This window comes from Streptomyces sp. NPDC001822 (genome assembly GCF_042892135.1).
In the GTDB taxonomy this organism is placed as follows: domain Bacteria; phylum Actinomycetota; class Actinomycetes; order Streptomycetales; family Streptomycetaceae; genus Streptomyces.
Genome location: NZ_JBIATW010000006.1, coordinates 355,450 through 379,112, shown reverse-complemented (window position 1 = coordinate 379,112; position 23,663 = coordinate 355,450). Strand labels below are relative to the sequence as shown.

The following is a 23,663-nucleotide window of genomic DNA, read 5'->3' as shown; positions in this document are numbered from 1 at the left end:
ACCGGAGCGGAAGCCACCGCCCACCGGACGGTCCTCACGACGGTCGTTGCTGCCGCGGAAGGACGGGCGGTCGCTGCTGCCGCGGTAGCCGTTCGCACCGGCCGGACGGCCACTGCGCTCGCCGACACGGTCGTTGCCGCCGCGGTATCCACCACGGTCGCCACCGCGGTCGTCACGACGGGCGTAGTTGCCCCGGTCGTCCCGACGGTCCTCGCGGGCGGCAGGCTGCTCGGGGACGGACACGGCTGCGATGAGCGCGGCCTCGGCCTCGGCGGTCACCTCGGCCACCGCCGCCTCAGGGTCGTCGCCCCGCTCGCGGGCGGCACGGGCGACCAGACGGTCGGCCTCCTCGCGCAGCTCGACGGCACGGCGCTGGACGCGCTCCAGCTGCTTGGTGAGGTCGGCAACCTCGCGCTCGGCCTGCTTGGCCGCGTTGTTCGCGGAGTCGGCCTGGACCTCGGTCAGCGACCGGGCACCGGTGATCTCGGCGACCTCGGGCTCGAAGACGCCCGCGCCCTGCACGATGTGACGCGAGGCGTCGACGCCCGCGTCCTCCATGAGGCGGAAGATCTGACGGCGCTGGTGCGGCAGCGCCAGCGAGACGACGACACCGGACTTGCCGGCACGGGCGGTGCGGCCCGAGCGGTGCAGGTAGTCCTTGTGGTCACCGGCCGGGTCCACGTTCAGGACCAGGTCGATGCCGTCGACGTGGATGCCTCGGGCGGCGACGTCGGTCGCGACGAGCGCGTTGACGTAGCCCTTCTTGAAGTCCTCGAGCACGCGGGTACGGGCGCCCTGCGTCATGCCGCCGTGCAGCGCGTCCGCCTTCACGCCGGACTCGATGAGCTGCTCGGCGATGCGGTCGGCACCCAGCTGGGTACGGACGAAGATGATCGTGCGGCCCTTGCGGGCGGCGATCGCGGCCGTGACGGGCGCCTTGTCCTTCGGCTTCACGACGAGGACGTGGTGCGACATGGTCGAGACGTTGCCCTGCGCGCTGTCGACCTCGTGGGTGACCGGGTTGCTCAGGTAGCGCTTGACGAGCGTGCCGATCTCGTTCTCCATGGTGGCGGAGAAGAGCATGCGCTGGCCGCCGCCGGGGATCTGGTCGAGCAGCTCGGTGACCTCGGGCAGGAAGCCCAGGTCCGACATCTGGTCGGCCTCGTCGAGGACCGCGACCTGGACGTTCTCCAGGGAGCAGGCGCCGCGGTTGATGATGTCGCGCAGCCGGCCCGGGGTGGCGACGAGGACGTCGACACCGCGCTCCAGCGCGTAGATCTGGTTGCCCATCGACGTACCGCCGCAGACGACCTTCATCTTCAGGCCGAGCACGTCGCCGTAGGGCTGGAGCGCGTCCGCGACCTGCATCGCGAGCTCACGGGTCGGCGTGAGGATGATCGCGCGGGGCTTCTTCTTCTCGGTGTGACCGCCGGACAGGGCGGCCAGGGTGGGCAGACCGAAGGAGAGGGTCTTGCCGGAGCCGGTACGGCCGCGGCCCAGGATGTCCTTGCCCGCCAGGGCGTCCGGGATGGTCGCTGCCTGGATCGGGAAGGGCGCCGTCACGCCGTTCTGCGCGAGCTTGCGCACGATGCCCTCGGGCAGTCCGAGGTCGGCGAAGGTGACGCTCGGCTCGGCGTCCTCGTCGGTGGTGTCCGCGGCGGAGGACTCCGCGACGGGAGTCTCTTCGGCCTGGGCCACCACGGCTTCGGCGGCCTCGACGATCTCGGCGATCTCGTCGTTCTCGATGCTCTCGGGCATGACGGTGTGGTCAGAACTGGAAATTGACATGCGAAATGCGAAACCTTCCGGAGTCTCGGCACGCGCCCGTAACTCCGTGTTTTCGCAATTTCGACCGCCTCAATGCGGTCCAGCCACGGCAAGGGAGAGTACGCGCCACACGGCGCTCTTCTGTGTCGGCGCCGGGCAATGGGATCAAACGATCTACTACCATACGCACCCTCCCCCACTTCGCGCAAACCGGGTCCTCCGGACCGGCGCTCACACCGGCGCGACCTGCGGCGATGCCCTTGGAGTGGGCCACACGTCCACCCGGTCCGGAGCCCCCATCGCGTCGGTACGGAACTGCGCCGCGGCCGGCGAGGCCGTGGGCGGCTCGGGCGGCTGCGACGGCTCCGGGTCGGGCGAGGGCGGGGGCGGCTCCGGGGTCACCGGCGGGGGCGGCGGCTCCCCCGGGCCGGGGACGCTGGGCTCCGGCGTGGGCAGCGGCCCGCCGCGCGTCGGTTCGGGGGTACCGGGGGCGACCGGCACCCCGGGCGTGCCCTCGGGGCGGGACGGGGCACCGGGGCCCGAGGCCTTCGCGTCCGGCTTGCGCCGGGAGTCGTGCCGGTCGGACTGCGCCTCGGCGCGGCCGCCGGAACCGGACCACCCGGAGCCGGACGCGGTGCCCCCGTCCGGCTTGGCCGAGGACCCCTTCCGGTCCGCCTGGCGCGAGGGTGAGGGGTCCCCTGCGTCGTCACCGACGCTCATGCAGCCGGTGGACGCGGCGATCGTCAGTGCGGTGACGGCTGCCCAGCGGGCACGGGCGGACAACTGGCGCACGGGATGGACCTCCGGGGCGGAGAGGGACGGGGGAGCGATGTGTTCAACTCCCCTGCCCCCGCCGGGGACACGCCCCGGCTCCACACCCGCACACGCGATGCCCGTCCGCCTCATCCCCCGGCGCCGCCGAAGCCCCCCGCCACCTCGGCCCCTAGGAAGACCGCCCCGAGCCCCGCCAGCAGGGACGCCAGCACGTTGGCGCCCGCCAGGAAGCCGCGCCCCTGCTCGGCCAGCCGCAGCGTCTCGTACGAGAAGGTCGAGTACGTCGTCAGCGCTCCGCACAGCCCCGTACCCAGCAGGGCGAAGACCGGCGAGGACACCGCGGCGCCCGTGAGCACCCCGAGCAGCAGGCTGCCCGCGGCGTTGACCGTGAAGGTCCCCCACGGGAACACGTACGGCAGCCCGGCGCCGTGCCGCGCCTGTACCGCACGGTCCGTCAGGTAGCGCAGCGGCGCCCCGACGGCTCCTCCGAGGACGACCAGCAGCCAGTTCACCCCGTCCGCCCCGTCCCGGCGGCCAGCGCCCTGGTCAGCACGGCGGCACCCCACACCGCGGCGAGCGCCGCCACGGCCGTCACCGCGGTGTACGCGGTCGCGGTCGCCACCTCCTGACGGACCAGCAGGTCGGACACACCGGCGGCGTACGTCGAGAAAGTGGTGAACCCGCCGAGCACCCCGACCCCCAGGAAGGGCCGCACCAGCGGATGCGTGATCCTGCCCCGCTCGGCGGTCAGCACCATCAGCACGCCGATCAGCGCGCAGCCCGTCACGTTGACGGCGAAGACCGCCCAGGGAAAGCCGCCCTCGGCGGCGGGCACGGCGAGGGTCGCCGCGTAGCGTGCCGCCGACCCGGCCGCGCCTCCGGCCGCGACCACGGCCAGGACCCGCCACTTGCCCGCGCCGCTCATCTCCGCGCGCTGCGCGGGCACCGACAGGCAGACGTCCGGGTCGACGGACGGCCGCTCGGGCGGCGGGCCCTGGGTGCTCACCCGTACCCCAGCTCGTGCAGCCGCTCGTCGTCGATGCCGAAGTGGTGGGCGATCTCGTGGACGACGGTGATCTCGGTCTCGGCGACGACGTCCTCGCGCGTCTCGCACATGCGCAGCGTCGGCCCCCGGTAGATGGTGATCCGGTCCGGGAGCACTCCCGCGTACCACTCGCCGCGCTCGGTGAGCGGGGTTCCCTCGTAGAGGCCGAGCAGTTCCCGGTCCTCCGGGTCCTCCGGCTCCTCCTCGACGAACACCGCGACGTTGTCCATCAGCCGCATCAGCTCCGGCGGGACACGGTCAAGAGCCAGGCTCACCAGCTCTTCGAACTCCTCGCGCGTCATCTCCAGCACCCGGCCATTGTCACTCACGGCGGCCGGCCGCGGGCGGGCCGCTCCGCGTCCGCCGGCCACCCGCCCGGCCCACGGCGGCCCGCCGGTCCGCATGTCCGCCGTCCGTTCGGGGCATACGCGCCCAATGGCACGCCCGTTCCACGCCGCAGCCGCCCGTGTCCGCCGACTCCGCCCGTCCCGCTCCCGCACTCCCGCCGCCGTCGGTCTCGCACCGGCAGCGCACCCCTGGCGGCGCGCGTTCGCGATGCTGGCGGTGGTCGTACTGGGTGCCTGGCTCGGGCTGCTGGTGGTCGGCAGTGTGCGTACGCCGGTGGGCCCCGTGGACACGACCATGACCCTGCGGCCGTCGGTGAGCGGCGGGACCAAGATCAACGTGTCCCCGCTGGGCGCCCTGGAGCTGGACTCCCACCACGCCCCGGTCCGCCTGGACGTGGACATCGACCAGCTCGACCCGGAGCGCTCCCAGGCCCTGGTGAAGCACCCCGAGCGCCTCTCGGGCCTGCAGCGGGAGGTCACCGAGGACGTCGCCGCGGGCACCCGTGAGCTGGCCTTCCGTTCGTGCGTGGCCGTCGTGTCGGGCGCCACCGCCCTCGGCCTCGTCGTCTTCCGCCGGCCGCGCCGCGCGCTGGCGGCCGGCGGGCTCGCACTGGCGCTGCTGGCGGCGTCGGGCGTGAGCGCGTACGCCACCTGGAACCCGAAGTCGGTCCTGGAGCCGAAGTTCTCCGGGCTGCTCTCCAGCGCCCCCTCGGTCGTCGGTGACGCCCGGTCGATCGTCACCGAGTTCGACGTCTACCAGCAGGAACTGGCGCGCCTCGTCACCAACGTCACCAAGCTGTACGACGCCACGTCCACCCTGCCCGTCTACCAGCCGGACCCCGGGACCATCCGGGTCCTGCACGTCTCCGACATCCACCTGAACCCGGCCGCCTGGCACATCATCGGGTCCCTGGTCGAGCAGTACGAGATCGACGTGATCATCGACTCCGGCGACACGATGGACCACGGCACGGCGGCCGAGAACGGCTTCCTGGACCCGGTCCGCGACCTCGGCGCCCCGTACGTCTGGGTGCGGGGCAACCACGACTCCAGAGTGACCCAGGCGTACCTGGAGAAGACGAAGAACGCGCACGTCCTGGACGAGGGCGACGCGGTGGACGTGGCCGGACTGCGCATCGCGGGCACCGGGGACCCCCAGTTCACCCCCGACCGAGTACGTCCCAGGGGCGGCAAGGCCGCCGAGCAGTTCGCGGGCATGCGGCTCGCCTCCGCGCTGCGCGACCAGAAGCGTGCGGGCACCCCGGTGGACATCGCGGTCGCCCACGACCCGAACGCGGCCCGGGAGACCGACGGAACGGTTCCTCTGGTCCTGGCCGGCCATCTCCACCACCGGGTGAACGAACTGCTCCCCCTGGGCACCCGCCTGAAGGTCGAGGGCTCCACGGGCGGCGGCGGCCTGCGCGCCGTGCAGAACGAGAAGCCCGAGAAGGTGCGCGCCTCCGTGCTCTACCTGGACCGCTCCACCCGGCATCTGCAGGCCTGGGACGAGATCACGCTGGGCGGGCTCGGCCTCACGACGGCCGAGGTCGGCCGCCACCTCCCGGAGGAGAACCTGACGTCCCCGTCGCCCTCCCCGGGCATCCCGACGACCTCCCCGTAAACCGTTTTGGCGATACCTCCCCGCATCCCATATGCTTCTCACGTCCCCGACGCGCTGGAAAGCGCGCAGGTGGGCCCTTAGCCCTCATCGTCTAGTGGCCCAGGACGCCGCCCTTTCAAGGCGGTAGCACGGGTTCGAATCCCGTTGGGGGCACGCTTTACCGTGTGCGAGACTTGTCTCGCACATTAGCTTGGTCCTGTGGAGCAGTTTGGAGTGCTCGCCACCCTGTCAAGGTGGAGGCCGCGGGTTCAAATCCCGTCAGGACCGCTGCAGCCCGTATGAGCTGCGTGGCTGGGTAGCTCAGTTGGTACGAGCGATCGCCTGAAAAGCGATAGGTCGCCGGTTCGATCCCGGCCCCAGCCACCACCCGAAGGCCCCGTCCCAGGACGGGGCCTTCGTCGTGTCCGCGCCCCTTCACCCGTCACGGCGCCGCCGGACCGCGTGCACGACCGGCACCAGCAGTGCCGCGCCGGCCACCACGCTCAGGGCCGCCGCGTCCGGCACGCCCGCGCCCACGCGTCGCACCCACTCCTCGACGGCGAACGAGGTCTCCACGTCCAGGAGTCCGGGCAGTGCGGCCGTCCCGTCGTGGACGAGGAAGAGCGCGCCCAGTCCGATGAAGAGGAGACCGGAGAGCAGCGAGTTGCTGTGCACCCCGAGGCGGCCGACACGCAGCGTACGGCCGCGCAGCCAGGCCCTGCGGCCCAGACCGAAGCGCTCCCAGAGCAGCGCGAGCACGAACAGCGGGACGGCCATGCCCAGGGCGTAGACGGCGAGGAGCAGCCCGCCGTAGACGGGGCTGCCGCTGACGGCCGCCACCGTGAGGACACCTCCGAGGACCGGGCCCGCGCAGAAGCCGGCCAGTCCGTAGACCGTGCCCAGGGCGTAGACGGACAGGGCCGTCGTGGGCCGGATCCGGCCACTGAGCGCGGCGATCCGGCGGGAGGCGAAGCCCAGCCCCGCGATCTGGGCGAGGCCCAGCCCGATGATCAGCCAGCCCGCGCCGAGGACGAGCGCGTCCCGGTGCCCGTAGAACAGCCGCCCGGCGTACGAACCCGCCGCGCCGAGCGGGACGAGCGTGGTGGCGAGACCGGCGTAGAAGATCCCCGTGCGGGCCAGCAGCCGGGAGGCGGAGTCCACGGTGCAGGCGAAGAAGGCGGGCAGCAGCAGGGCGCTGCACGGACTGACGAGCGTGAGCAGTCCGCCGAGCAGGGCCGCGAAGTAGCCGATGCCGGGAGTCACTTCGCGGGGTCCCCGGCGCCGTTGCCCGCGTTCCCGACGTTCGCGGCCTCCGCCGCCGCCTCCTCGACGGCCTGGGTGAAGACGGCCGTCGGCTGGGCGCCCGCGAGAGGACGGCCGTTGACGAGGAAGGACGGCGTGGAGGTCGCGCCGATCCCGTAGGCCTGCTCCCGGTCCGCGCGGACCGCCTCCGCGGCCTCCGGACCGTCGGCGTCGCGCGCGAACCGGTCGAGGTCCTTGACGCCCGCCTGCGCCGCGAGGGCCCTGAGCCGGGCCTTGCCGAAACCCTTCTCCTCGGCGTCCTCGGCGTAGGCGGCCCGGTGGAAGGCCCAGAAGCGGTCCTGCTGCCCGGCGGCCCAGGCCGCGCGGGCCGCCGCCTCGGACGCCTCGCCGAAGATCGGGAAGTTGCGCCACTCGATCCGCAGGGTGCCGTCGTCGACGTACCTCCTGACCAGTTCGGGTTCGGTGTCCCGGGCGAACTTGCCGCAGTAGCCGCACTGGAAGTCGGCGTACTCGATGAGGACGACCGGGGCGTCGGTGCGGCCCCGGGCCAGCTTGTCACCCGCGTCGCGGCGCGCGAGTTCCGCCAGCTCGCGCTGGACGTCGGGGTCCGTGCCCCCGGTCGTGCGGACGGCGGGGGCGTCCGAGGCGGCGCCGTCGGGGGCAGTGGCCAGGTAGGAGACGAAACCGAGCAGTCCGGCGGCGAGCGCGACGGCGAGGCCGAGGAGCAGTGGCTTCAGGAGGGTCGACGAGGTGCGCTGGGGTGTGGGCATGCGGCACTCCGGGCTGGTGCGGGGGTGTCTGCTGAGTGGGGAAGACGGAGCGGGGGCCCGCCTGCACCCTCGGTCAGGAGAGTGCGGCGGGTGCGGGTATCCCCCGGCGCCCCGTGGCTCCGGCGACGGCACCCGGCGCGCGGACCGCCCGCGGCCGGGCGGCGCACACGGCTGCCCGGCTGCGCCACTGCGAAGGGGACACGGGACCGCCTCGGACGGGGAACGGGTGACCAGCTGCCCGAAATGGTACGGCCTGTGACCATCGATGACCGCTCGGTCACCGATGTGACGCATCCCCGTCCGCGTGACGGGCCCGGTGGGAAATGGGTTCGCCACTCCTCGCGCCCGGGTGAGATCCTGGGATCCGTATGTCTACTTCCTTCGCCGATCTCCAGTCCCAGCTCGGACAGCTCTCGCTCCGTGACGCGAACCGGCTCGGCCGGCGCCTCGAAGGAGCGCGCCGCATCCGCAAGCCCGAGGCCCGACAGTCCGCGCTGGACGAGATCGCGGCCGAAGCGGGCAAGGCGGCCGCGCGCCTCGCCACGCGCGCGGCCCGGCTGCCCGCCCTGTCGTACCCCGACGAACTCCCGGTCAGCCAGAAGAAGGACGAGATCCTGGAGGCGATACGCGACCACCAGGTCGTGATCGTCGCCGGTGAGACCGGGTCCGGCAAGACCACCCAGATCCCCAAGATCTGCATGGAGCTGGGGCGCGGCGTCCGGGGCATGATCGGGCACACCCAGCCCCGCCGGATCGCCGCCCGTACCGTCGCCGAGCGGGTCGCGGACGAGCTGAAGACCCCGCTGGGCGAGACCGTCGGCTGGAAGGTCCGCTTCACCGACCAGGTGAACCCGGAGTCGACGTATCTGAAGCTGATGACGGACGGCATCCTGCTCGCCGAGATCCAGACGGACCGCGAGCTGCTGGCCTACGACACGATCATCATCGACGAGGCCCACGAGCGGTCCCTGAACATCGACTTCCTGCTCGGCTACCTGGCCCGGCTGCTGCCGAAGCGCCCGGACCTGAAGGTCGTCATCACCTCGGCGACCATCGACCCCGAACGCTTCGCGCGCCACTTCGGCGAGGCACCGATCGTCGAGGTCAGCGGGCGCACCTATCCGGTGGAGGTCCGCTACCGGCCGCTCCTGGAGGAGGAGGGCGAGGACTCCGACCGCGACCAGATCACCGCGATCTGCGACGCCGTGGACGAGCTGGGCCACGAGGCCCCCGGCGACGTGCTGGTCTTCCTCTCCGGTGAACGCGAGATCCGCGACACCGCGGACGCCCTGAACAAACGCAACCTCAGACACACCGAGGTGCTCCCCCTCTACGCACGCCTCTCGCACGCCGAGCAGCACCGCGTGTTCCAGCGCCACACGGGACGCAGGATCGTTCTGGCGACGAACGTCGCCGAGACCTCGCTGACCGTCCCCGGCATCAAGTACGTGATCGACCCGGGCAACGCCCGCATCTCCCGCTACAGCCACCGCACCAAGGTCCAGCGGCTGCCGATCGAGCGGATCTCCCAGGCCAGCGCCAATCAGCGCAAGGGCCGGTGCGGCCGTACGTCGGACGGCATCTGCATCCGGCTGTACTCCGAGGACGACTTCGTCACCCGGCCGGAGTTCACCGACCCGGAGATCCTGCGCACCAACCTGGCCTCCGTCATCCTCCAGATGACCGCGGCCGGCCTCGGCGACATCGAGAAGTTCCCCTTCATCGACCCGCCGGACCACCGCAACATCCGCGACGGTGTGCAGCTGCTCCAGGAGCTGGGGGCACTCGATCCCGGCGAGAAGGATCCGAAAAAGCGGCTCACCCCCCTCGGCCGCAAGCTCTCCCAGCTGCCCGTCGACCCGCGGCTGGCCCGCATGGTCATCGAGGCCGACAAGAACGGCTGTGCCCGCGAGGTCATGGTCATCGCCGCCGCGCTGTCCATCCAGGACCCGCGCGAGCGGCCCGCGGAGAAGCAGACCCAGGCCGACCAGAACCACGCCCGCTTCAAGGACGAGACGTCCGACTTCCTGGCGTACCTGAATCTCTGGCGCTACGTCCGCGAGCAGCAGAAGGAGCGCGGTTCCTCCTCGTTCCGCAGGATGTGCAAGCAGGAGTACCTGAACTTCCTGCGCATCCGGGAGTGGCAGGACATCTACGCCCAGCTGCGCACGGTGGCCAAGCAGATGGGCATCACCGTCGAGGAGCCCAAGGGCGACGAGGGCATCCCGGAGCAGGCGGTGCACACCTCGCTGCTGGCCGGTCTGCTGTCGCACATCGGGCTGAAGGACACCGAGAAGAACGAGTACGTCGGTGCCCGCAACGCCAAGTTCGCGATCTTCCCGGGCTCCGCGCTGTTCAAGAAGCAGCCCCGCTTCGTGATGTCGGCCGAGCTGGTCGAGACGTCCCGGCTGTGGGCCCGCGTCAACGCGAAGGTCGAGCCCGAGTGGATCGAGCCCCTCGCCCAGCACCTGCTGAAGCGCACCTACAGCGAGCCGCACTGGGAGAAGGACCAGGCGGCGGTGATGGCGTACGAGCGGGTCACGCTCTACGGGGTGCCGATCGTCGCCCAGCGCAAGATCAATTTCGGCCGTATCGACCAGGAGGCGTCCCGCGATCTGTTCATCCGGAACGCCCTGGTCGAGGGCGACTGGCGCACCCACCACCAGTTCTTCCATGACAATCGCAAACTGCTCGGCGAGGTCGAGGAGTTGGAGCACCGGGCCCGGCGCCGCGACATCCTCGTGGACGACGAGACGCTCTTCGACTTCTACGACAAGCGGATTCCCGAGCACATCGTCTCGGGCGCCCACTTCGACTCCTGGTGGAAGCACAAGCGCCGCGACGAGCCCGACGCACTCGACTTCGAGCGCTCGATGCTCATCAACGAGAAGGCCGGCGCCGTCACCAAGGACGACTACCCGGACTCCTGGCGGCAGGGGAAGCTCAAGTTCCGGGTGACCTACCAGTTCGAGCCGGGCGCGGACGCCGACGGCGTGACCGTCCACATCCCGCTCCAGGTCCTCAACCAGGTCACCTCCGAGGGCTTCGACTGGCAGATCCCGGGCCTGCGCGAAGAGGTGGTCACCGAGCTGATCCGCTCGCTGCCCAAGCCGATCCGCCGGCACTACGTCCCCGCCCCGAACTACGCGGCCGCGTTCCTCGACCGGGCCGTCCCGCTGCAGGAGCCGCTGCCGCTCACCCTCGCCCGGGAACTCCAGCGGATGGTCGGCGTCCCGGTCACGGCCGACGACTTCGACCTGTCCCGGATCCCGGACCACCTGAAGATCACCTTCCGGATCACCGACGAGCGGCGCCGCAAGGTCTCCGAGGCCAAGGACCTGGAGGCGCTGAAGATCCAGCTGCGCCCCAAGGCCAGGCAGGCCCTCTCCGCGGCCGCCGCGGCCACGGCGGGGCCCTCCGGGGAGTCCGTCGAGCGTTCGGGCCTCACCGGCTGGACCATCGGCACCCTGGACCGCGTGTTCGAGACCCGCCGGGCGGGCCAGCCGGTGAAGGCGTACCCGGCCCTCGTCGATCAGGGCGAGACCGTCGCCGTACGGCTCTTCGACACGGAGGCCGAGCAGCAGCAGGCGATGTGGCGGGGCACCCGGAAGCTGATCCTGCTGAACATCCCGGTGAACCCGGCCAAGTTCGCCTCGGACAAGCTCACCAACCAGCAGAAGCTGGCGCTGTCCCGCAATCCGCACGGCTCCGTCCAGGCACTGTTCGACGACTGCGCCATGGCCGCGGCGGACCGGCTGATCGCCGCGCACGGAGGCCCTGCCTGGGACGAGGCGTCGTTCCGGAAGCTGTACGACAAGGTGCGCGCCGACATCGTGGACCTGACCGTCCGCACCGTCGGCCAGGTGCAGCAGATCCTGGCGGCCTGGCAGGCCTGTGAGCGCCGGCTCAAGTCGGTGAACAGCCTGGTCCTGATCAACAACGTCACCGACGTGCGGGACCACTTGGCCCGTCTCGTGCCGCCCGGGTTCGTGACCGCCACGGGGCTGCGCAGGCTGCCCGACCTGATGCGCTACCTGGTCGCCGAGGACCGCCGGCTGCAGCAGATGCCGTCGAACGCCCAGCGCGACACGACGCGCATGGAGAAGGTCCACGAGATGCAGGACGAGTACGCCTGGCTCCTCGAACAGCTCCCGCAGGGACGGCCCGTGCCGCAGGAGGTCATGGACATCCGCTGGATGATCGAGGAGCTGCGGGTGAGCTACTTCGCGCACGCGCTCGGCACCGCGCAGCCCGTCTCGGACAAGCGGATCGTGAAGGCGATCGACGCGGCGGCGCCGTGAGGGCACCCCTTGCCAGGTCGTAACGGACCGCGCACGGTGAGTGAGTTCGACCAGGCCCGCCCACCTCCTGTAGAGTCTCGTTTCGCAGCAGGCCGCAAGGCAAGCAGCGAAAACGAGGTCCTGTGGAGCAGTTTGGAGTGCTCGCCACCCTGTCAAGGTGGAGGCCGCGGGTTCAAATCCCGTCAGGACCGCAGTAGATGAAAGCCCGGATCCCCAGGATCCGGGCTTTCTCGCGTCTTGACTCCGGCTCCGGGCGCGGGTACCCCCGTAGAACGGAGTCCGCCCCGGTTCACCCGGCAGGGGGCGGCGGGGTCCACCGGGAGGTCGCGCGCATGTCCGCGTCCACGGCAAGGCACGAGACCCGCGCGCTGCTGCGCGCCCATCTGGCGGCGGCGTCCGGCTATCGCCACCTCACCCGGCACTGCCCGATCTGCCATCGCCTGCTGCGGCTCGCCATGGAGCCCCTGACGGCCCCACAGGAGCCTTCGGGGCCCGCCGAATCGAGCAGCGCGGCCCAGTCTCCGGCAGGCCCGGAGAGCGCCACCGACGGCCGCGGGGACGGTTCCCCGGACGAGGCCGGCCCGCGCCCTTCCCCGACCGAGGACGACAGCCCTCCCGAGGGCCACCCTCCACGCGGCCGCGAGACCCCTCCCGACGACCGGAACGCTGCCGGAACATGACCCGTCGGCCGTCGCGGAAGACGCCCCCGGACCGGGAGCGCCGCACTCGGCTGGGTGGGTCGCGGTGTGACGCGAGTCACTGAACCAGTTTTTCGGAAGGGGCAACTTACGCACTTCCTACACCTGGCGAATTTAATATGTGCCATTGCACCGACTGCGGAGTACAACCCGGACCGTTCCGCACGAGCTGTCCCACGACGTCCGGGACCCGGGCGAACAGTCCCGAACAGTCCCGCCCACACTCGCACGCACCGCCCCGCAAACCGACCCGTCGGCCGGTTCGGCGGGCCGGCACGGCCGTTCGGACGGCGCCGCCGCTCAGCGGCACCCCCGCGCGCCCCCGGTGCATTCCGCCGGAAAACGCAGATCGCGCTGGACTCGGCGGAGTCCAGCGCGATCGAACGACGAACCCGTATGTCACAGGTATGGCGCCCGTTGGGGCGGGCGCCCGTCGTGTGGAGCTATGAGTGGGATCACCGGGGGTTGGGGGACCTCCGGAGCCCAGTTATGGCTGCGGCGACAGGGGTGTGTCAGGCCTCGCTGCGCTGCTGCGGGATACCCGCAAGCAGTGCGCGGACCTCTGCCTCGCGGTACCGGCGATGTCCACCGAGCGTGCGGATGGACGTGAGCTTGCCAGCCTTTGCCCAACGGGTGACCGTCTTCGGGTCCACGCGGAACATCGTGGCGACCTCAGCCGGGGTCAGCAGCGGCTCGGCATCAGGGGTGCGAGCGGTCATGAGCGGCCTCCTCGGAGAACCGAACCATCTCGGTTCTTTCCTCTAAATTCTGCACCTTGACCCACGTTGCCCGAAATGGCGGACGCGGGCCGAGTCGGTTATAGGACGAACGGCTTGTCCTCGGCACTACAACTACACCATCCGTCCAGCCACGTCGGCCAAACCGATGGAATTGCCCTCCCAGGTGTTCATCAGCGACGGAAGCCGATGGACCATGCCATAGCGGACAGTCACGCCCCAGTAACGATCAGTCACAGGTCAACCAGGAGTCGCCAGAAGTCGTCAGACCCCCCATAGCGTGCAATGCGAAGCATTACGCCCATAGTTAGGCGAACGGAGCCCTCCCCGGACTCCTTGTCCTATTTTGGCATGAGGAGTAGGGAAGGGCGCAAGGGCCCCGTTAGTGCTGTCCGTCACGCTTGAGGCAAAGGCCCGGTTCAGGACGTAGGTCCCGAGGCCCGGAACAGCCACCCCCGCCCCGCCCGTCGCACGCGTCACACCGGGCACGTCGTCGCGTGCCCCTCAGGTCCGCTCACGTCATCCCGCCCACCTCCGTCGGCATCCCCGGTGCCCACGGATGTCGGACACCTCACAGGATGTCTCTTCCCTGCCCCGAACACCTCTATGCGGCGTTGCGTTCCAATTCACACTACTTCGGGCTAGTTGGAGGACTGCAGGTCGCGCACCGCCCGCCAGCGGTCGGCGAGACGTCCGTACGCGACACCCGCCGCATCGCCGTCCCCGGCACGCAGAGCCGCGATGCCCTCGGCCACGTCCGCGGCCGACCGGTCGCCCGCGAGCTGGTCCCCGGAGAGCGCGTGCACGAGGCCGCCGTAGTCGAGCTCGACCAGACCGCGCGGATGGAACTCCTCCAGCCAGCGCCCGACCTCCACGAGCCCCTCGGTCAGCGGCCCTTCGTCGACCGTCTCCCGCAGCGTCCGCAGCGCCCTGGCCAGCCGCCGCCGCGCCTGCACCATCGGAGTGCGGTAGCGCAGGGAGGGCCGCCCCCCGTCGGCCCCGGCCGCGACGTACTCGCGCTCCTCGTCGTCGAACAGGACGAACCAGCGCACCGGCACGTGCCACACCGTGGTGCGGATCCAGGGACGCGCGTCCGGGTTTCGCTCCGACCACCGCTCGTAGTCCGCCGCCGCCTGGCCCCGCACCACCGGGGGCAGCACCGCGTCCAGCACGGTGGCCGGAAACAGACCCCCCAGTTCACCCAGTGCCATCCAGCCCCGCATGCGGGTGCGCCACGGGCACACGCACACCACGCCGTCGAGTTCCGCCACGAAGGCGTCCCCGCTCTCGTGCACCGGCACCGGCACCGGCGGGGTGGGCACCAAGTCCGCCAGCGAGCGCCGCAGTTCGTCCTGCGCCGTGGGCAGGACCGAACGCTGCGCGTAACGGGCCCAATGGCCTCGCTCGGGCTCCCTGAAAGCGGCGAGCGGCTCGTACACCCGCAGATAGGACGCGTATGGGACGAGCACCGAAGACACCACCGACATGCCGTAGATCGTGTCACGCCGGTACTCCACCAGGGGGTGATCCGGCGCACCCGCACGGATCCGCGTGTCCCGAGGACTTACGCTCTTGCCCAGTCGGACCGGCCGCTGCCGGTCCGGCCGGGACCCTCCCCACCTTCAGGAGGGTCTTCCGCCGCTTCGTACTTGGGAGTCACCACAGTGACCGATGTGACCGGCGTACCTGTCGACGTGCTGCGCACCCTGTTCCACTCGGACCAGGGCGGCCACGAGCAAGTCGTCATCTGCCAGGACCGCGCCACCGGCCTCAAGGCCGTCATCGCCCTCCACTCCACCGCCCTGGGCCCCGCCCTCGGCGGCACCCGCTTCTACCCGTACGCCTCCGAGGCGGAGGCCGTCGCTGACGCGCTGAACCTGTCGCGCGGCATGTCGTACAAGAACGCCATGGCCGGTCTCGAACACGGCGGCGGCAAGGCCGTGATCATCGGCGACCCGGAGCAGATCAAGTCCGAGGAACTGCTGCTGGCCTACGGCCGGTTCGTCGCCTCGCTCGGCGGCCGGTACGTGACCGCCTGCGACGTCGGCACCTACGTCGCCGACATGGACGTCGTCGCCCGGGAGTGCCGCTGGACCACCGGCCGCTCGCCCGAGAACGGCGGCGCGGGCGACTCGTCCGTCCTCACCGCGTTCGGTGTCTTCCAGGGCATGCGGGCCTCCGCCCAGCACCTCTGGGGCGACCCCACGCTGCGCGGCCGCAAGGTCGGCGTCGCCGGCGTCGGCAAGGTGGGCCGTCACCTGGTCGAGCACCTGCTGAGCGACGGAGCCGAGGTCGTCGTGACCGATGTGCGCGAGGAGTCCGTACGCCGGATCACCGACCTGCATCCCGAGGTCGCCGTGGCCGCGGACACGGACACGCTGATCCGCACCGAGGGCCTCGACATCTACGCTCCGTGCGCGCTCGGCGGCGCGCTGAACGACGCGAGTGTCCCCGTCCTCACCGCGAAGATCGTGTGCGGAGCCGCCAACAACCAGCTGGCGCACCCGGGCATCGAGAAGGACCTGGCCGACCGTTCGGTTCTGTACGCACCGGACTACGTCGTGAACGCCGGTGGCGTCATCCAGGTCGCGGACGAACTCCACGGTTTCGACTTCGACCGGTGCAGGGCGAAGGCCGCGAAGATCTTCGACACGACGCTGGCCATATTCGCACGTGCGAAGGCCGACGGGATTCCCCCGGCCGCCGCGGCCGACCGGATCGCCGAGCAGCGGATGGCCGACGCCCGCCGCAACTGACCCGCCCGGCACGGCACCGGCCTCCGCCGGCGGACCGCGGCACGCGTCCGCCGGCGGAGGCCGCGCACGCGTGCCGCGGGCGGTCGGCCCGCCCCTGGGAGACAAGACTCACCCAGGTCGGCGGGTCGGCCGCCGACAAGAGGTTAAAATCGGTCTTGACCAGCGAGGAAGGGCTCCTCGGCGGTCCTGCGCGAAGGCACGTGATGCGGGCGGCGTACCGTATGGCCGAGGAAGCAGGTACCGTTAAAGCCACGGGCGCGGTCTCTCAGCCGAGAGTCCGTCCTGAAACATGAACGCGTGTCAAGACTCTGGGGCCGTCGAGCCCCGTCACCGAGGGGGTCGAGCCATGGGGCGCGGCCGGGCAAAGGCCAAGCAGACCAAGGTCGCCCGCCAGCTGAAGTACAGCAGCGGCGGGACGGACCTGTCGCGTCTGGCCAATGAGCTGGGCGCATCGCCTTCGAGTCAGCCACCGAACGCAGAGCCGTTCGAGGACGACGACGAGGAAGATGACCCGTACGCACAGTACGCGGATCTGTACAACGACGACGAGGACGCGGACGAGGACGAACAGTCCGGTCCGTCGTCACAGCGCCGCGGCGCTTGACCTCGCTCTGACACATCAACCCGGTCCGGGTCCGCCCGGACCGGGTTCTGTGCTGTCCGGGCCCGGAACGGACGGGGCTCTCGTCGCGGAGCCCCACGACCGTGCGGCCCGCCGCCGGCCCGGCCCGCCGCCGGCCCGGCCCGCCGCCGGCCCGGCCCGTGGCCGGGACCGGCGGACACGACGTCCTACCGTGCGTAGCTTCCGGTCAGCTCGGCGCCCGTGGCGTGGTCGCCGCGCCGGGTGATCTCGCCGGCGACCCAGGAGTCCACACCCCGGTCGGCCAGCGTCGTCAGTGCCGCGTCCACCGAGTCGGCGGGCACGATCGCGATCATGCCGACACCCATGTTGAGCGTCTTCTCCAGCTCCAGCTGCTCGACCTTCCCGGCCTTGCCGACCAGGTCGAACACGGCACCCGGCGCCCACGTGCCGCGGTCGACCGTGGCGTGGAGCGCGTCCGGGATCACCCGGGCCAGGTTGTTGGCCAGACCGCCGCCGGTGACGTGGCTGAAGCCGTGCACCTCGGTCGTACGGGTCAGTGCCAGGCAGTCCAGGGAGTAGATCCTGGTGGGCTCCAGGAGCTCCTCTCCGAGCGTCCTGCCGAACTCCTCGACCTGACGGTCCAGGGACCATCCGGCCCGGTCGAAGACCACGTGGCGCACGAGCGAGTACCCGTTGGAGTGAAGACCGGACGACGCCATCGCGATCACGGCGTCACCCTCCCGGACACGGTCCGGGCCGAGCAGCCGGTCGGCCTCGACCACGCCCGTGCCCGCCCCCGCGACGTCGAAGTCGTCGGGACCGAGGAGCCCGGGGTGCTCGGCCGTCTCGCCGCCCACCAGGGCGCAGCCCGCGAGGACGCAGCCCTCGGCGATGCCCTTGACGATCGCCGCGACACGCTCGGGATGCACCTTGCCGACACAGATGTAGTCGGTCATGAAGAGCGGCTCGGCCCCGCACACGACCAGGTCGTCGACGACCATGCCGACGAGGTCGTGGCCGATGGTGTCGTACACACCCATCTGCCGGGCCAGGTCCACCTTCGTACCGACGCCGTCGGTCGCCGAGGCCAGCAGCGGGCGCTCGTAACGCTTGAGCGCCGAGGCGTCGAAGAGGCCGGCGAACCCGCCGAGGCCGCCGAGGCCCTCGACCTCGGGGCGCTTCGTCTTCTTCACCCACTCCTTCATCAGCTCGACGGCGCGGTCACCGGCTTCGATGTCGACGCCGGCCGCGGCGTAGGAAGCACCTGTTGTCTCAGACATGGCCCGGGATCTTTCGTGTGGGAGTACGGGGCTGGTGGGGAAGCGGCCGGTCGGTCCGGATCACGGACGACGCAGCGCGTCGGCAGCCGCGGTCGCGGCGGGGCCGGCCGCCAGCTCGGTCTCCAGCAGCTGCTTGCCGAGCAGCTCCGGGTCCGGAAGCTCCATCGGGTATTCGCCGTCGAAGCAGGCGCGGCACAGATTCGGCTTGGCGATCGTCGTCGCCTCGACCATCGCGTCGAGCGAGATGTACGAGAGCGAGTCCGCACCCATGGAGGTGGCGATCTCGTCGACGGTCATGCCGTTCGCGATCAGCTCGGCCCGCGTGGCGAAGTCGATCCCGAAGAAGCAGGGCCACTTGACCGGCGGGGACGAGATCCGGATGTGGATCTCGGCGGCACCGGCCTCACGGAGCATCCGCACCAGGGCGCGCTGGGTGTTGCCGCGGACGATCGAGTCGTCGACGACCACCAGGCGCTTGCCCTTGATGACTTCCTTGAGCGGATTCAGCTTGAGACGGATGCCCAGCTGGCGGATGGTCTGCGACGGCTGGATGAAGGTCCGGCCGACGTAGGCGTTCTTGACGAGGCCGGCTCCGAACGGAATTCCGCTCGCCTCGGCGTAACCGATCGCCGCGGGGGTTCCCGACTCCGGCGTCGCTATGACCAGATCGGCCTCGACAGGGGCCTCCGCCGCCAGCTTCCGGCCCATCTCCACACGGGAGAGGTAGACGTTGCGCCCGGCGATGTCGGTGTCGGGGCGGGCGAGGTAGACGTACTCGAAGACGCAGCCCTTGGGCTTCGCTTCTGCGAAGCGCGAGGTGCGCAGGCCGTTCTCGTCGATGGCGACGAGCTCACCCGGCTCGATCTCGCGGACGTAGCTCGCACCGCAGATGTCCAGGGCAGCGGACTCGGAGGCCACCACCCAGCCGCGCTCGAGCCGGCCGAGGACCAGCGGGCGGATGCCCTGCGGGTCACGGGCCGCGTAGAGGGTGTGCTCATCCATGAAGACGAGCGAGAAGGCGCCCTTCACCTGGGGGAGCACCTTGGTGGCGGCTTCCTCGATGGTGAGCGGCTTGTCGTCGGCGTCTCTCTGCCCGGCGAGCAGCGCGGTCACCAGGTCGGTGTCGTTGGTCGCCGCGACCTGGGTGGCGCGGCCGTCCCTGCGGGGAAGGTCGGCGACCATCTCGGCGAGCTGGGCCGTGTTGACCAGATTGCCGTTGTGACCCAGGGCGATCGAGCCGTGCGCGGTGGCACGGAACGTCGGCTGCGCGTTCTCCCACACCGAGGCACCGGTGGTGGAGTAGCGGGCATGACCGACCGCGATGTGGCCCTGGAGCGATCCCAGAGACGTTTCGTCGAAGACCTGCGAGACCAGTCCCATGTCCTTGAAGACCAGGATCTGGGACCCGTTGCTCACTGCGATGCCCGCGGACTCCTGTCCACGGTGCTGCAGGGCATACAGTCCGAAATAGGTGAGCTTGGCGACCTCTTCGCCGGGAGCCCAGACACCGAAGACGCCGCAAGCGTCCTGGGGGCCTTTCTCTCCGGGGAGCAGGTCGTGGTTGAGTCGTCCATCACCACGAGGCACGCCACCGAGTGTAGGCGAGATCGACCACCGGTCCGAATTGGGTGAACCGCTGACAGGGGCTCCGGGAGTGCCGCGAGCAGCCCCTCGCGGGCCCTCGGGCGACGGCCCGGGACGGGTCCGGATGATCACCGTGCGTGATCATGGTCAGTCGGGCGGCAGGGCCGGGAAGGGGCGTCGGGCGCCCGTGGCCCGGGATGGACGCCGGTTACCGACGGGTCGGTCCTGTCCGGCCGTCAGGCCCCTCCGGCGGCCTCCTCGTGGCCCTCGGTGAGCCGCCCGGTGGAGCGGACCGGGTCGCACCGCACGCTCGTATCGTGGCGAGCCTCACACCGGGCGGTCGCCGCCGGACCCTCGCGACCCCGGCACGGACGCCTCACCGGGCGCTCGGAGCGGTCGCGTCGAACCCCTCACCGCCCTCCGCCGTGAGCGAGAGGGTGCGGTGCGCGATCGTGTACGTCGTCCTCCCCTTCATGGCGTCGAGCAGGGCCCGCTCCAGTTCCATCGGGCCGCCCGGGCACATCTTCCGGGTCGAGGCCAACGGGCCGAAGGTGACCGTGGAGCCGGAGACGGCCGCCTTGCCGTGGAAGGAGTTGCAGCCGAGGTTCCCCTCCACGGTGCCGTCCTTGCCGAAGGTGAGCCGCGCCGCGTCCTTCGTGCCGTCGGGCAGCGAGGAGGCGACGCCGCCGGAGTGCAGCCCGCTCACCTTCCACGCGGTTCCGGTGAGCGGGGCCGGGCGCTCGGAGTGCAGGGCGATGGTGTCGCCCTGGGCGGTGGTCAGGGTCAGGGTCCTCGCGTCGCCCCGTACGGCGACCGCGGCTTCGAGCGTGCCGCGGAAGGCCCGTCCCATCGCGTCCTCGAATTCCTGGACGTCGTCCGCGCACGCCATCTCGGTGGTGGTGCCCTGTCCGACGGTGACCGCGGAGCCGTCGACGCGGACGTCCGCGGTGAAGCGGTTGCAGCCCAGACTGCCGGTGGCCTTCCCCTCGGGGCCGATCTCGACATGGGCTCCGGCGGGCGCGGTGGTCCTCCTCCCGCCGACGGTCAGGGAGGACACGGTCCAGTGGACCCCGGTCACGGCCGGCTCGGTGCGTACGGTGCCGCTGCCGTCCCCGGAGTCCCCGGATCCCGCTCCGGAGCCCGGCTCCGTGCCGCAGGCGGCAAGGGTGAAGGCGGTCAGGACGGCAAGGACGCTGACAGGCATACGTTGTGTGCGCATGGCCATGGGACGGAACGACCCGTCGATCCGGTTCCGTTCACCCCGTCAGCGGGAGCAGCGGAGCGAGATCCGCCCGCTCACCGCTGGCACTGACCCGGGCCTCTTCGAGCGCGTCCGCCCACCGTGTGCGGCCGGTCGCCAGCCGGAGCCAGGTGAGCGGGTCCGTCTCGACGACGTTGGGCGGGGTGCCCCGGGTGTGCTTGGGCCCGCCGATGCACTGGACGACGGCGAAGGGCGGGACCCTCACCTCGACCGAGCCGCCGGGAGCCCTGTCCGCGAGCGCGTCGGCGAGCAGCCGGGTGCAGGCGGCGAGTGCCTGGCGGTCCTGGGGGATGCCGACGCCCGTCGCCCGGTGGAGGTCGTCGGTGTGGACGACGAGTTCGACGGTACGGGTGACCAGGAAGTCGCCCAGTCGCATGGTGCCCGCCCGGGTCGTCACGAGCCGCTCCCCCGGGACCCCTTCGACGAGCCGGGCGAACCGCTCGGCCGTCTCCTCGTAGAGCGCACCGAGTCCGGGCCGTGCCGCGGCGAGGGCCCTGGCGTCGTCCGCGATGTCCTCGGCCCGCCCCACGGTGGAGAGGGGCCACTCCAGCAGGGTGAGCTGCGGGGCGGAGCCGGACGGCTCGGGCAGCTCCAGCTCACGGCTGACCCGCTCCAGCACCGTGGTCACGTGTGCCGCGAGGTCCCGCACGGTCCACTCGCCCAGCCCGGACGGACCGGACAGCTGCTCGGGCGTCAGGTCGCGGACAGCGGCGTGTACGTGGGCGAACTGGGCCAGGACCGCCGTGCGGGTCCGGCTGAGGTCGTAGGCGCGCGGGCGCTTCTTGGCCGGGGGCATAGGGGCGAGACTAACCGGCGCCTGTGACAGGGGGCCCGCCGTGCGAAGGGTCAGACTCCGGCGAAGTCCGAGGCCGCTGGGAAGGTGACACCGGTGCAGCCCCGGCGTGCGGTGGCGTCCTCGACGTAGGCCCGGAACAGGGCCTCCAGCCGGTCCCGGAGGATGTCGTCGTAGGGGAAGGACACCTCCATGAGGTGCAGGGCGGGCCTGCCGCCGCAGACGGAGGAGGCCCACACGAGACCGTCGGCCGATCCGGCCGAGGAGAGGTCCACCGGGGTCCGGCCCAGGCCCCCGGCCCGCATCCCCCTGGTGCCGTCGCCCACCAGGGTGTCCATCTGCATCCACAGCGGTCGCAGGGTCAGCATCCGGTCGAGGCCCCTGCCGCCCGGATGGGTCTTCTCGTAGGCCGGCCAGATCCTCTCGGTCCCCGCCGGGCTCATCGCGAGCAGGCAGGAGTCATGGGCACTCGCCTTCCCGGCCGGTGCGGCGAGCGCCCGGTCGGGGAGCTCGCCCCGCCCGTGGGCGGCGGTGTGCCGTCCGTACCAGGCGCAGGTGCCGCCCGCCTTCCCGGCGGGGACGAGAGCGGTCGTCGGCTCCGGGAACGCGGACGGCACGGAGGGGAGTTCGGTGCGGCAGCCCTTCCGCGCCGCGGCCCGCTGCGCCGTCTGACGCGCCAGGACGGTGAGGTCGTGGCGGTCTTCGGACCGGACGGGGCCGTCGTACTCGGCCGTGGCTCGGGCCCTGACGGAGGAGATCTCGCCACCCCCGGCGCAGAGGGCCCTGACCGTCACCGTGCCGGCGTCGTACTCCCCCAGACCGCCGTCGCCCAGCGGGTGCGGCAGCGTGTACTGCGCGGCGGACGTGACGTCGTCCCTGTTCCTGGCGGTGAAGTAGTCGAACGGTTCGTGCCCGGCAGACACCCGGTGCTCGTCGGCGTTGGGGTTGGCCGGGTACAGCGTGAGGTCGAGCGAGACGTGCCCGTAGGTGGTCCCCGGATCGCCCACCCGGTACACGACGCACCCGCTGTCGCTCCGCGTGGTGCTGATGCGGTGGCGGTCGGAGAGCTCCACCCGGTCGACGCCTCCGTTCAGCGCGAGCACCAGGTCGGGGTCGACGAGACCGCCGCACCCCTCCGCTATGCGTTCACGGCTCTCGTCCCGGGCGCGGAGGTCGAGCACGTCGCTGACGAGTGCCCAGACGCTGAGGCCGATCCCCGCCACGGCCACCAGCACGAACACCGTGTTCAAGGCCCCGCGCAGACGCCCCCGCGCCGCCGGGCCGTCCCCTCCGGTGTGCGGGCCGTCCCCTCCGGTGTGCGTGCCGTCGTCCATCATCGACCCCCGTCAACTCGACCTCGTGTGGCGCCCCGCAAGTTATCAGTCGCTGCCGACAGCCTCCCTGGCCACGAAAGCCCCACCGCTGCGCGGAACCCCGACGCCCCGCCGGGTGAACGGGATCCCTGCGGACGTGTGGTCCCCCTCAGTCCCGCCCTGCGGATGTCACGCGGTCCCGGGCGGCCCCGGGGTCACGGCCGGGCGGCCGTGAGGACCACCAGCAGCGGCACGACCCGGGAGCCGGGTACCTCGTAGCGGCCCCGCCCCGTCGTGTGCAGCCAGCCGGCGGCGGTGAGCAGCCGCAGGTGGTGGTAGACCTGTCCGGTCGTGCCCGTCTGGTCGAGTCCGGCCAGCTCGGCGGCGGTGCGCCGGCCGGCGAGGATCTCGCGGAGCAGTCGCAGCCGTACGGGATGGCCGAGGGCGGCCAGGGGCTCGGCGGCCTCCGTCCAGTCGGCGCGGTCCTCGTCGGTACCGAGGAGTCCCGCGGTGAGCGCGCCGTACTGCCATTCGTAACGCTCACCGGCGGGCAGCCGGACGGCGCCGGTGAACAGCACCCCGCCGTCGGCGGCGGCGTCCCCGACCAGGCCCAGCTGGTCCTTCAGTCCGTCCAGCGCCCAGAAGTCGCCGTCGCCCAGCTCAGGCCTGCCGCCGCCCGCCGCCGCCTCCAGCACCGCGAGCCGGCGCTCCAGTTCGGCGACGCGTTCCTCAAGCTCCACAGAACACAACCTTACGTAATTACGTAACATCAATAAACGGTTTCCGTGAGG

The 23,663-nt window shown here is 71.4% G+C and carries 20 protein-coding genes and 4 tRNA genes; 9 read left to right on the top strand and 15 right to left on the bottom strand.

The genetic code is table 11. The features are described from left to right. The 5 genes from ACFYY2_RS17285 to ACFYY2_RS17265 form a co-directional block, all read right to left on the bottom strand. A partial coding sequence (locus ACFYY2_RS17285; RefSeq protein ID WP_388743196.1) for a DEAD/DEAH box helicase occupies positions 1 to 1,758 on the bottom strand: 1,758 nt, incomplete at its 3' end. A gap of 240 nt (positions 1,759 to 1,998) precedes the next feature. Continuing rightward, positions 1,999 to 2,559: a hypothetical protein gene (locus tag ACFYY2_RS17280; RefSeq protein ID WP_388743194.1), complete on the bottom strand. Its 561-nt coding sequence runs from the start codon at positions 2,557 to 2,559 to the stop codon at positions 1,999 to 2,001. A gap of 110 nt (positions 2,560 to 2,669) precedes the next feature. Next, positions 2,670 to 3,053: a fluoride efflux transporter FluC gene (locus tag ACFYY2_RS17275; RefSeq protein WP_388743193.1), complete on the bottom strand. Its 384-nt coding sequence runs from the start codon at positions 3,051 to 3,053 to the stop codon at positions 2,670 to 2,672. Continuing rightward, entirely contained in the window at positions 3,050 to 3,547 is a 498-nt protein-coding gene (locus ACFYY2_RS17270) for a CrcB family protein (RefSeq protein WP_388743191.1), read from the bottom strand. Before ACFYY2_RS17270 ends, ACFYY2_RS17275 begins: the two co-directional genes overlap by 4 nt. Beyond that, positions 3,544 to 3,897, bottom strand: a complete 354-nt coding sequence (locus ACFYY2_RS17265) for a metallopeptidase family protein (protein WP_015578045.1) — start codon at positions 3,895 to 3,897, stop codon at positions 3,544 to 3,546. Before ACFYY2_RS17265 ends, ACFYY2_RS17270 begins: the two co-directional genes overlap by 4 nt. Positions 3,898 to 4,021: 124 nt before the next feature. Here ACFYY2_RS17265 and ACFYY2_RS17260 point away from each other — a divergent pair, with 124 nt between their 5' ends. The 4 genes from ACFYY2_RS17260 to ACFYY2_RS17245 all read left to right on the top strand — a co-directional run bounded on the left by ACFYY2_RS17260 (position 4,022) and on the right by ACFYY2_RS17245 (position 5,920). Continuing rightward, positions 4,022 to 5,554 (top strand): metallophosphoesterase, encoded by a 1,533-nt coding sequence (locus ACFYY2_RS17260; RefSeq protein WP_388743188.1) that lies wholly within the window; start codon positions 4,022 to 4,024, stop codon positions 5,552 to 5,554. Between the two features lie 80 nt (positions 5,555 to 5,634). After that, positions 5,635 to 5,707: transfer RNA gene (locus tag ACFYY2_RS17255), tRNA-Glu, on the top strand. Between the two features lie 39 nt (positions 5,708 to 5,746). Continuing rightward, positions 5,747 to 5,821: transfer RNA gene (locus tag ACFYY2_RS17250), tRNA-Asp, on the top strand. Between the two features lie 22 nt (positions 5,822 to 5,843). Then, positions 5,844 to 5,920 (top strand) — tRNA-Phe (locus tag ACFYY2_RS17245). 48 nt (positions 5,921 to 5,968) lie between these two features. Here ACFYY2_RS17245 and ACFYY2_RS17240 read toward each other — a convergent pair. Together ACFYY2_RS17240 and ACFYY2_RS17235 are read right to left on the bottom strand one after the other, a co-directional pair. Next, complete coding sequence (locus tag ACFYY2_RS17240) at positions 5,969 to 6,796, bottom strand: cytochrome c biogenesis CcdA family protein (RefSeq protein ID WP_388743185.1); 828 nt, start codon at positions 6,794 to 6,796, stop codon at positions 5,969 to 5,971. After that, the gene (locus tag ACFYY2_RS17235; protein WP_388743183.1) at positions 6,793 to 7,566 is read right to left on the bottom strand and encodes a DsbA family protein; all 774 of its coding nucleotides are present in this window, start codon (positions 7,564 to 7,566) and stop codon (positions 6,793 to 6,795) included. The genes ACFYY2_RS17240 and ACFYY2_RS17235 overlap by 4 nt, the downstream gene beginning before the upstream one ends. A 368-nt stretch (positions 7,567 to 7,934) precedes the next feature. On the opposite strand from ACFYY2_RS17235, the gene hrpA reads away from it, so the two are divergent. The 3 genes from hrpA (at position 7,935) to ACFYY2_RS17220 (ending at position 12,547) form a co-directional block, all read left to right on the top strand. Beyond that, entirely contained in the window at positions 7,935 to 11,867 is a 3,933-nt protein-coding gene (gene hrpA, locus ACFYY2_RS17230; RefSeq protein ID WP_388743180.1) for an ATP-dependent RNA helicase HrpA, read from the top strand. 116 nt (positions 11,868 to 11,983) lie between these two features. Then, positions 11,984 to 12,058 (top strand) — tRNA-Asp (locus ACFYY2_RS17225). Between the two features lie 141 nt (positions 12,059 to 12,199). After that, positions 12,200 to 12,547 carry a DUF6274 family protein gene (locus tag ACFYY2_RS17220; RefSeq protein WP_388743178.1) on the top strand — a complete coding sequence of 116 codons (348 nt, stop codon included), beginning with the start codon at positions 12,200 to 12,202 and terminating at the stop codon, positions 12,545 to 12,547. A gap of 530 nt (positions 12,548 to 13,077) precedes the next feature. On the opposite strand, the gene bldC is transcribed toward ACFYY2_RS17220, so the two are convergent. Next, the gene (gene bldC / locus ACFYY2_RS17215; protein WP_003949541.1) at positions 13,078 to 13,284 is read right to left on the bottom strand and encodes a developmental transcriptional regulator BldC; all 207 of its coding nucleotides are present in this window, start codon (positions 13,282 to 13,284) and stop codon (positions 13,078 to 13,080) included. A 659-nt stretch (positions 13,285 to 13,943) separates the two neighbouring features. Then, the gene (locus ACFYY2_RS17210; RefSeq protein WP_388743176.1) at positions 13,944 to 14,789 is read right to left on the bottom strand and encodes a hypothetical protein; all 846 of its coding nucleotides are present in this window, start codon (positions 14,787 to 14,789) and stop codon (positions 13,944 to 13,946) included. 177 nt (positions 14,790 to 14,966) lie between these two features. On the opposite strand from ACFYY2_RS17210, the gene ACFYY2_RS17205 reads away from it, so the two are divergent. After that, positions 14,967 to 16,058, top strand: a complete 1,092-nt coding sequence (locus ACFYY2_RS17205; RefSeq protein WP_388743174.1) for a Leu/Phe/Val dehydrogenase — start codon at positions 14,967 to 14,969, stop codon at positions 16,056 to 16,058. Positions 16,059 to 16,404: 346 nt separating this feature from the next. Further along, a complete protein-coding gene (locus tag ACFYY2_RS17200) occupies positions 16,405 to 16,662 on the top strand; it encodes a DUF3073 domain-containing protein (RefSeq protein ID WP_073750911.1) in 258 nt (85 codons plus the stop codon). A gap of 185 nt (positions 16,663 to 16,847) precedes the next feature. On the opposite strand, the gene purM is transcribed toward ACFYY2_RS17200, so the two are convergent. The 6 genes from purM to ACFYY2_RS17170 form a co-directional block, all read right to left on the bottom strand. Next, complete coding sequence (purM, locus tag ACFYY2_RS17195; RefSeq protein ID WP_388743171.1) at positions 16,848 to 17,921, bottom strand: phosphoribosylformylglycinamidine cyclo-ligase; 1,074 nt, start codon at positions 17,919 to 17,921, stop codon at positions 16,848 to 16,850. A gap of 60 nt (positions 17,922 to 17,981) precedes the next feature. Then, positions 17,982 to 19,508 carry an amidophosphoribosyltransferase gene (gene purF, locus ACFYY2_RS17190; protein WP_388743169.1) on the bottom strand — a complete coding sequence of 509 codons (1,527 nt, stop codon included), beginning with the start codon at positions 19,506 to 19,508 and terminating at the stop codon, positions 17,982 to 17,984. Positions 19,509 to 19,881: 373 nt separating this feature from the next. Further along, complete coding sequence (locus ACFYY2_RS17185; RefSeq protein WP_388743166.1) at positions 19,882 to 20,709, bottom strand: META domain-containing protein; 828 nt, start codon at positions 20,707 to 20,709, stop codon at positions 19,882 to 19,884. 52 nt (positions 20,710 to 20,761) lie between these two features. Then, entirely contained in the window at positions 20,762 to 21,562 is an 801-nt protein-coding gene (locus ACFYY2_RS17180) for a sterol carrier family protein (protein WP_388743163.1), read from the bottom strand. Positions 21,563 to 21,612: 50 nt separating this feature from the next. After that, positions 21,613 to 22,896, bottom strand: a complete 1,284-nt coding sequence (locus ACFYY2_RS17175; protein WP_388743160.1) for a hypothetical protein — start codon at positions 22,894 to 22,896, stop codon at positions 21,613 to 21,615. A gap of 191 nt (positions 22,897 to 23,087) precedes the next feature. Continuing rightward, positions 23,088 to 23,612: an ArsR/SmtB family transcription factor gene (locus ACFYY2_RS17170; RefSeq protein ID WP_388743157.1), complete on the bottom strand. Its 525-nt coding sequence runs from the start codon at positions 23,610 to 23,612 to the stop codon at positions 23,088 to 23,090. Positions 23,613 to 23,663 lie beyond the last annotated feature (51 nt).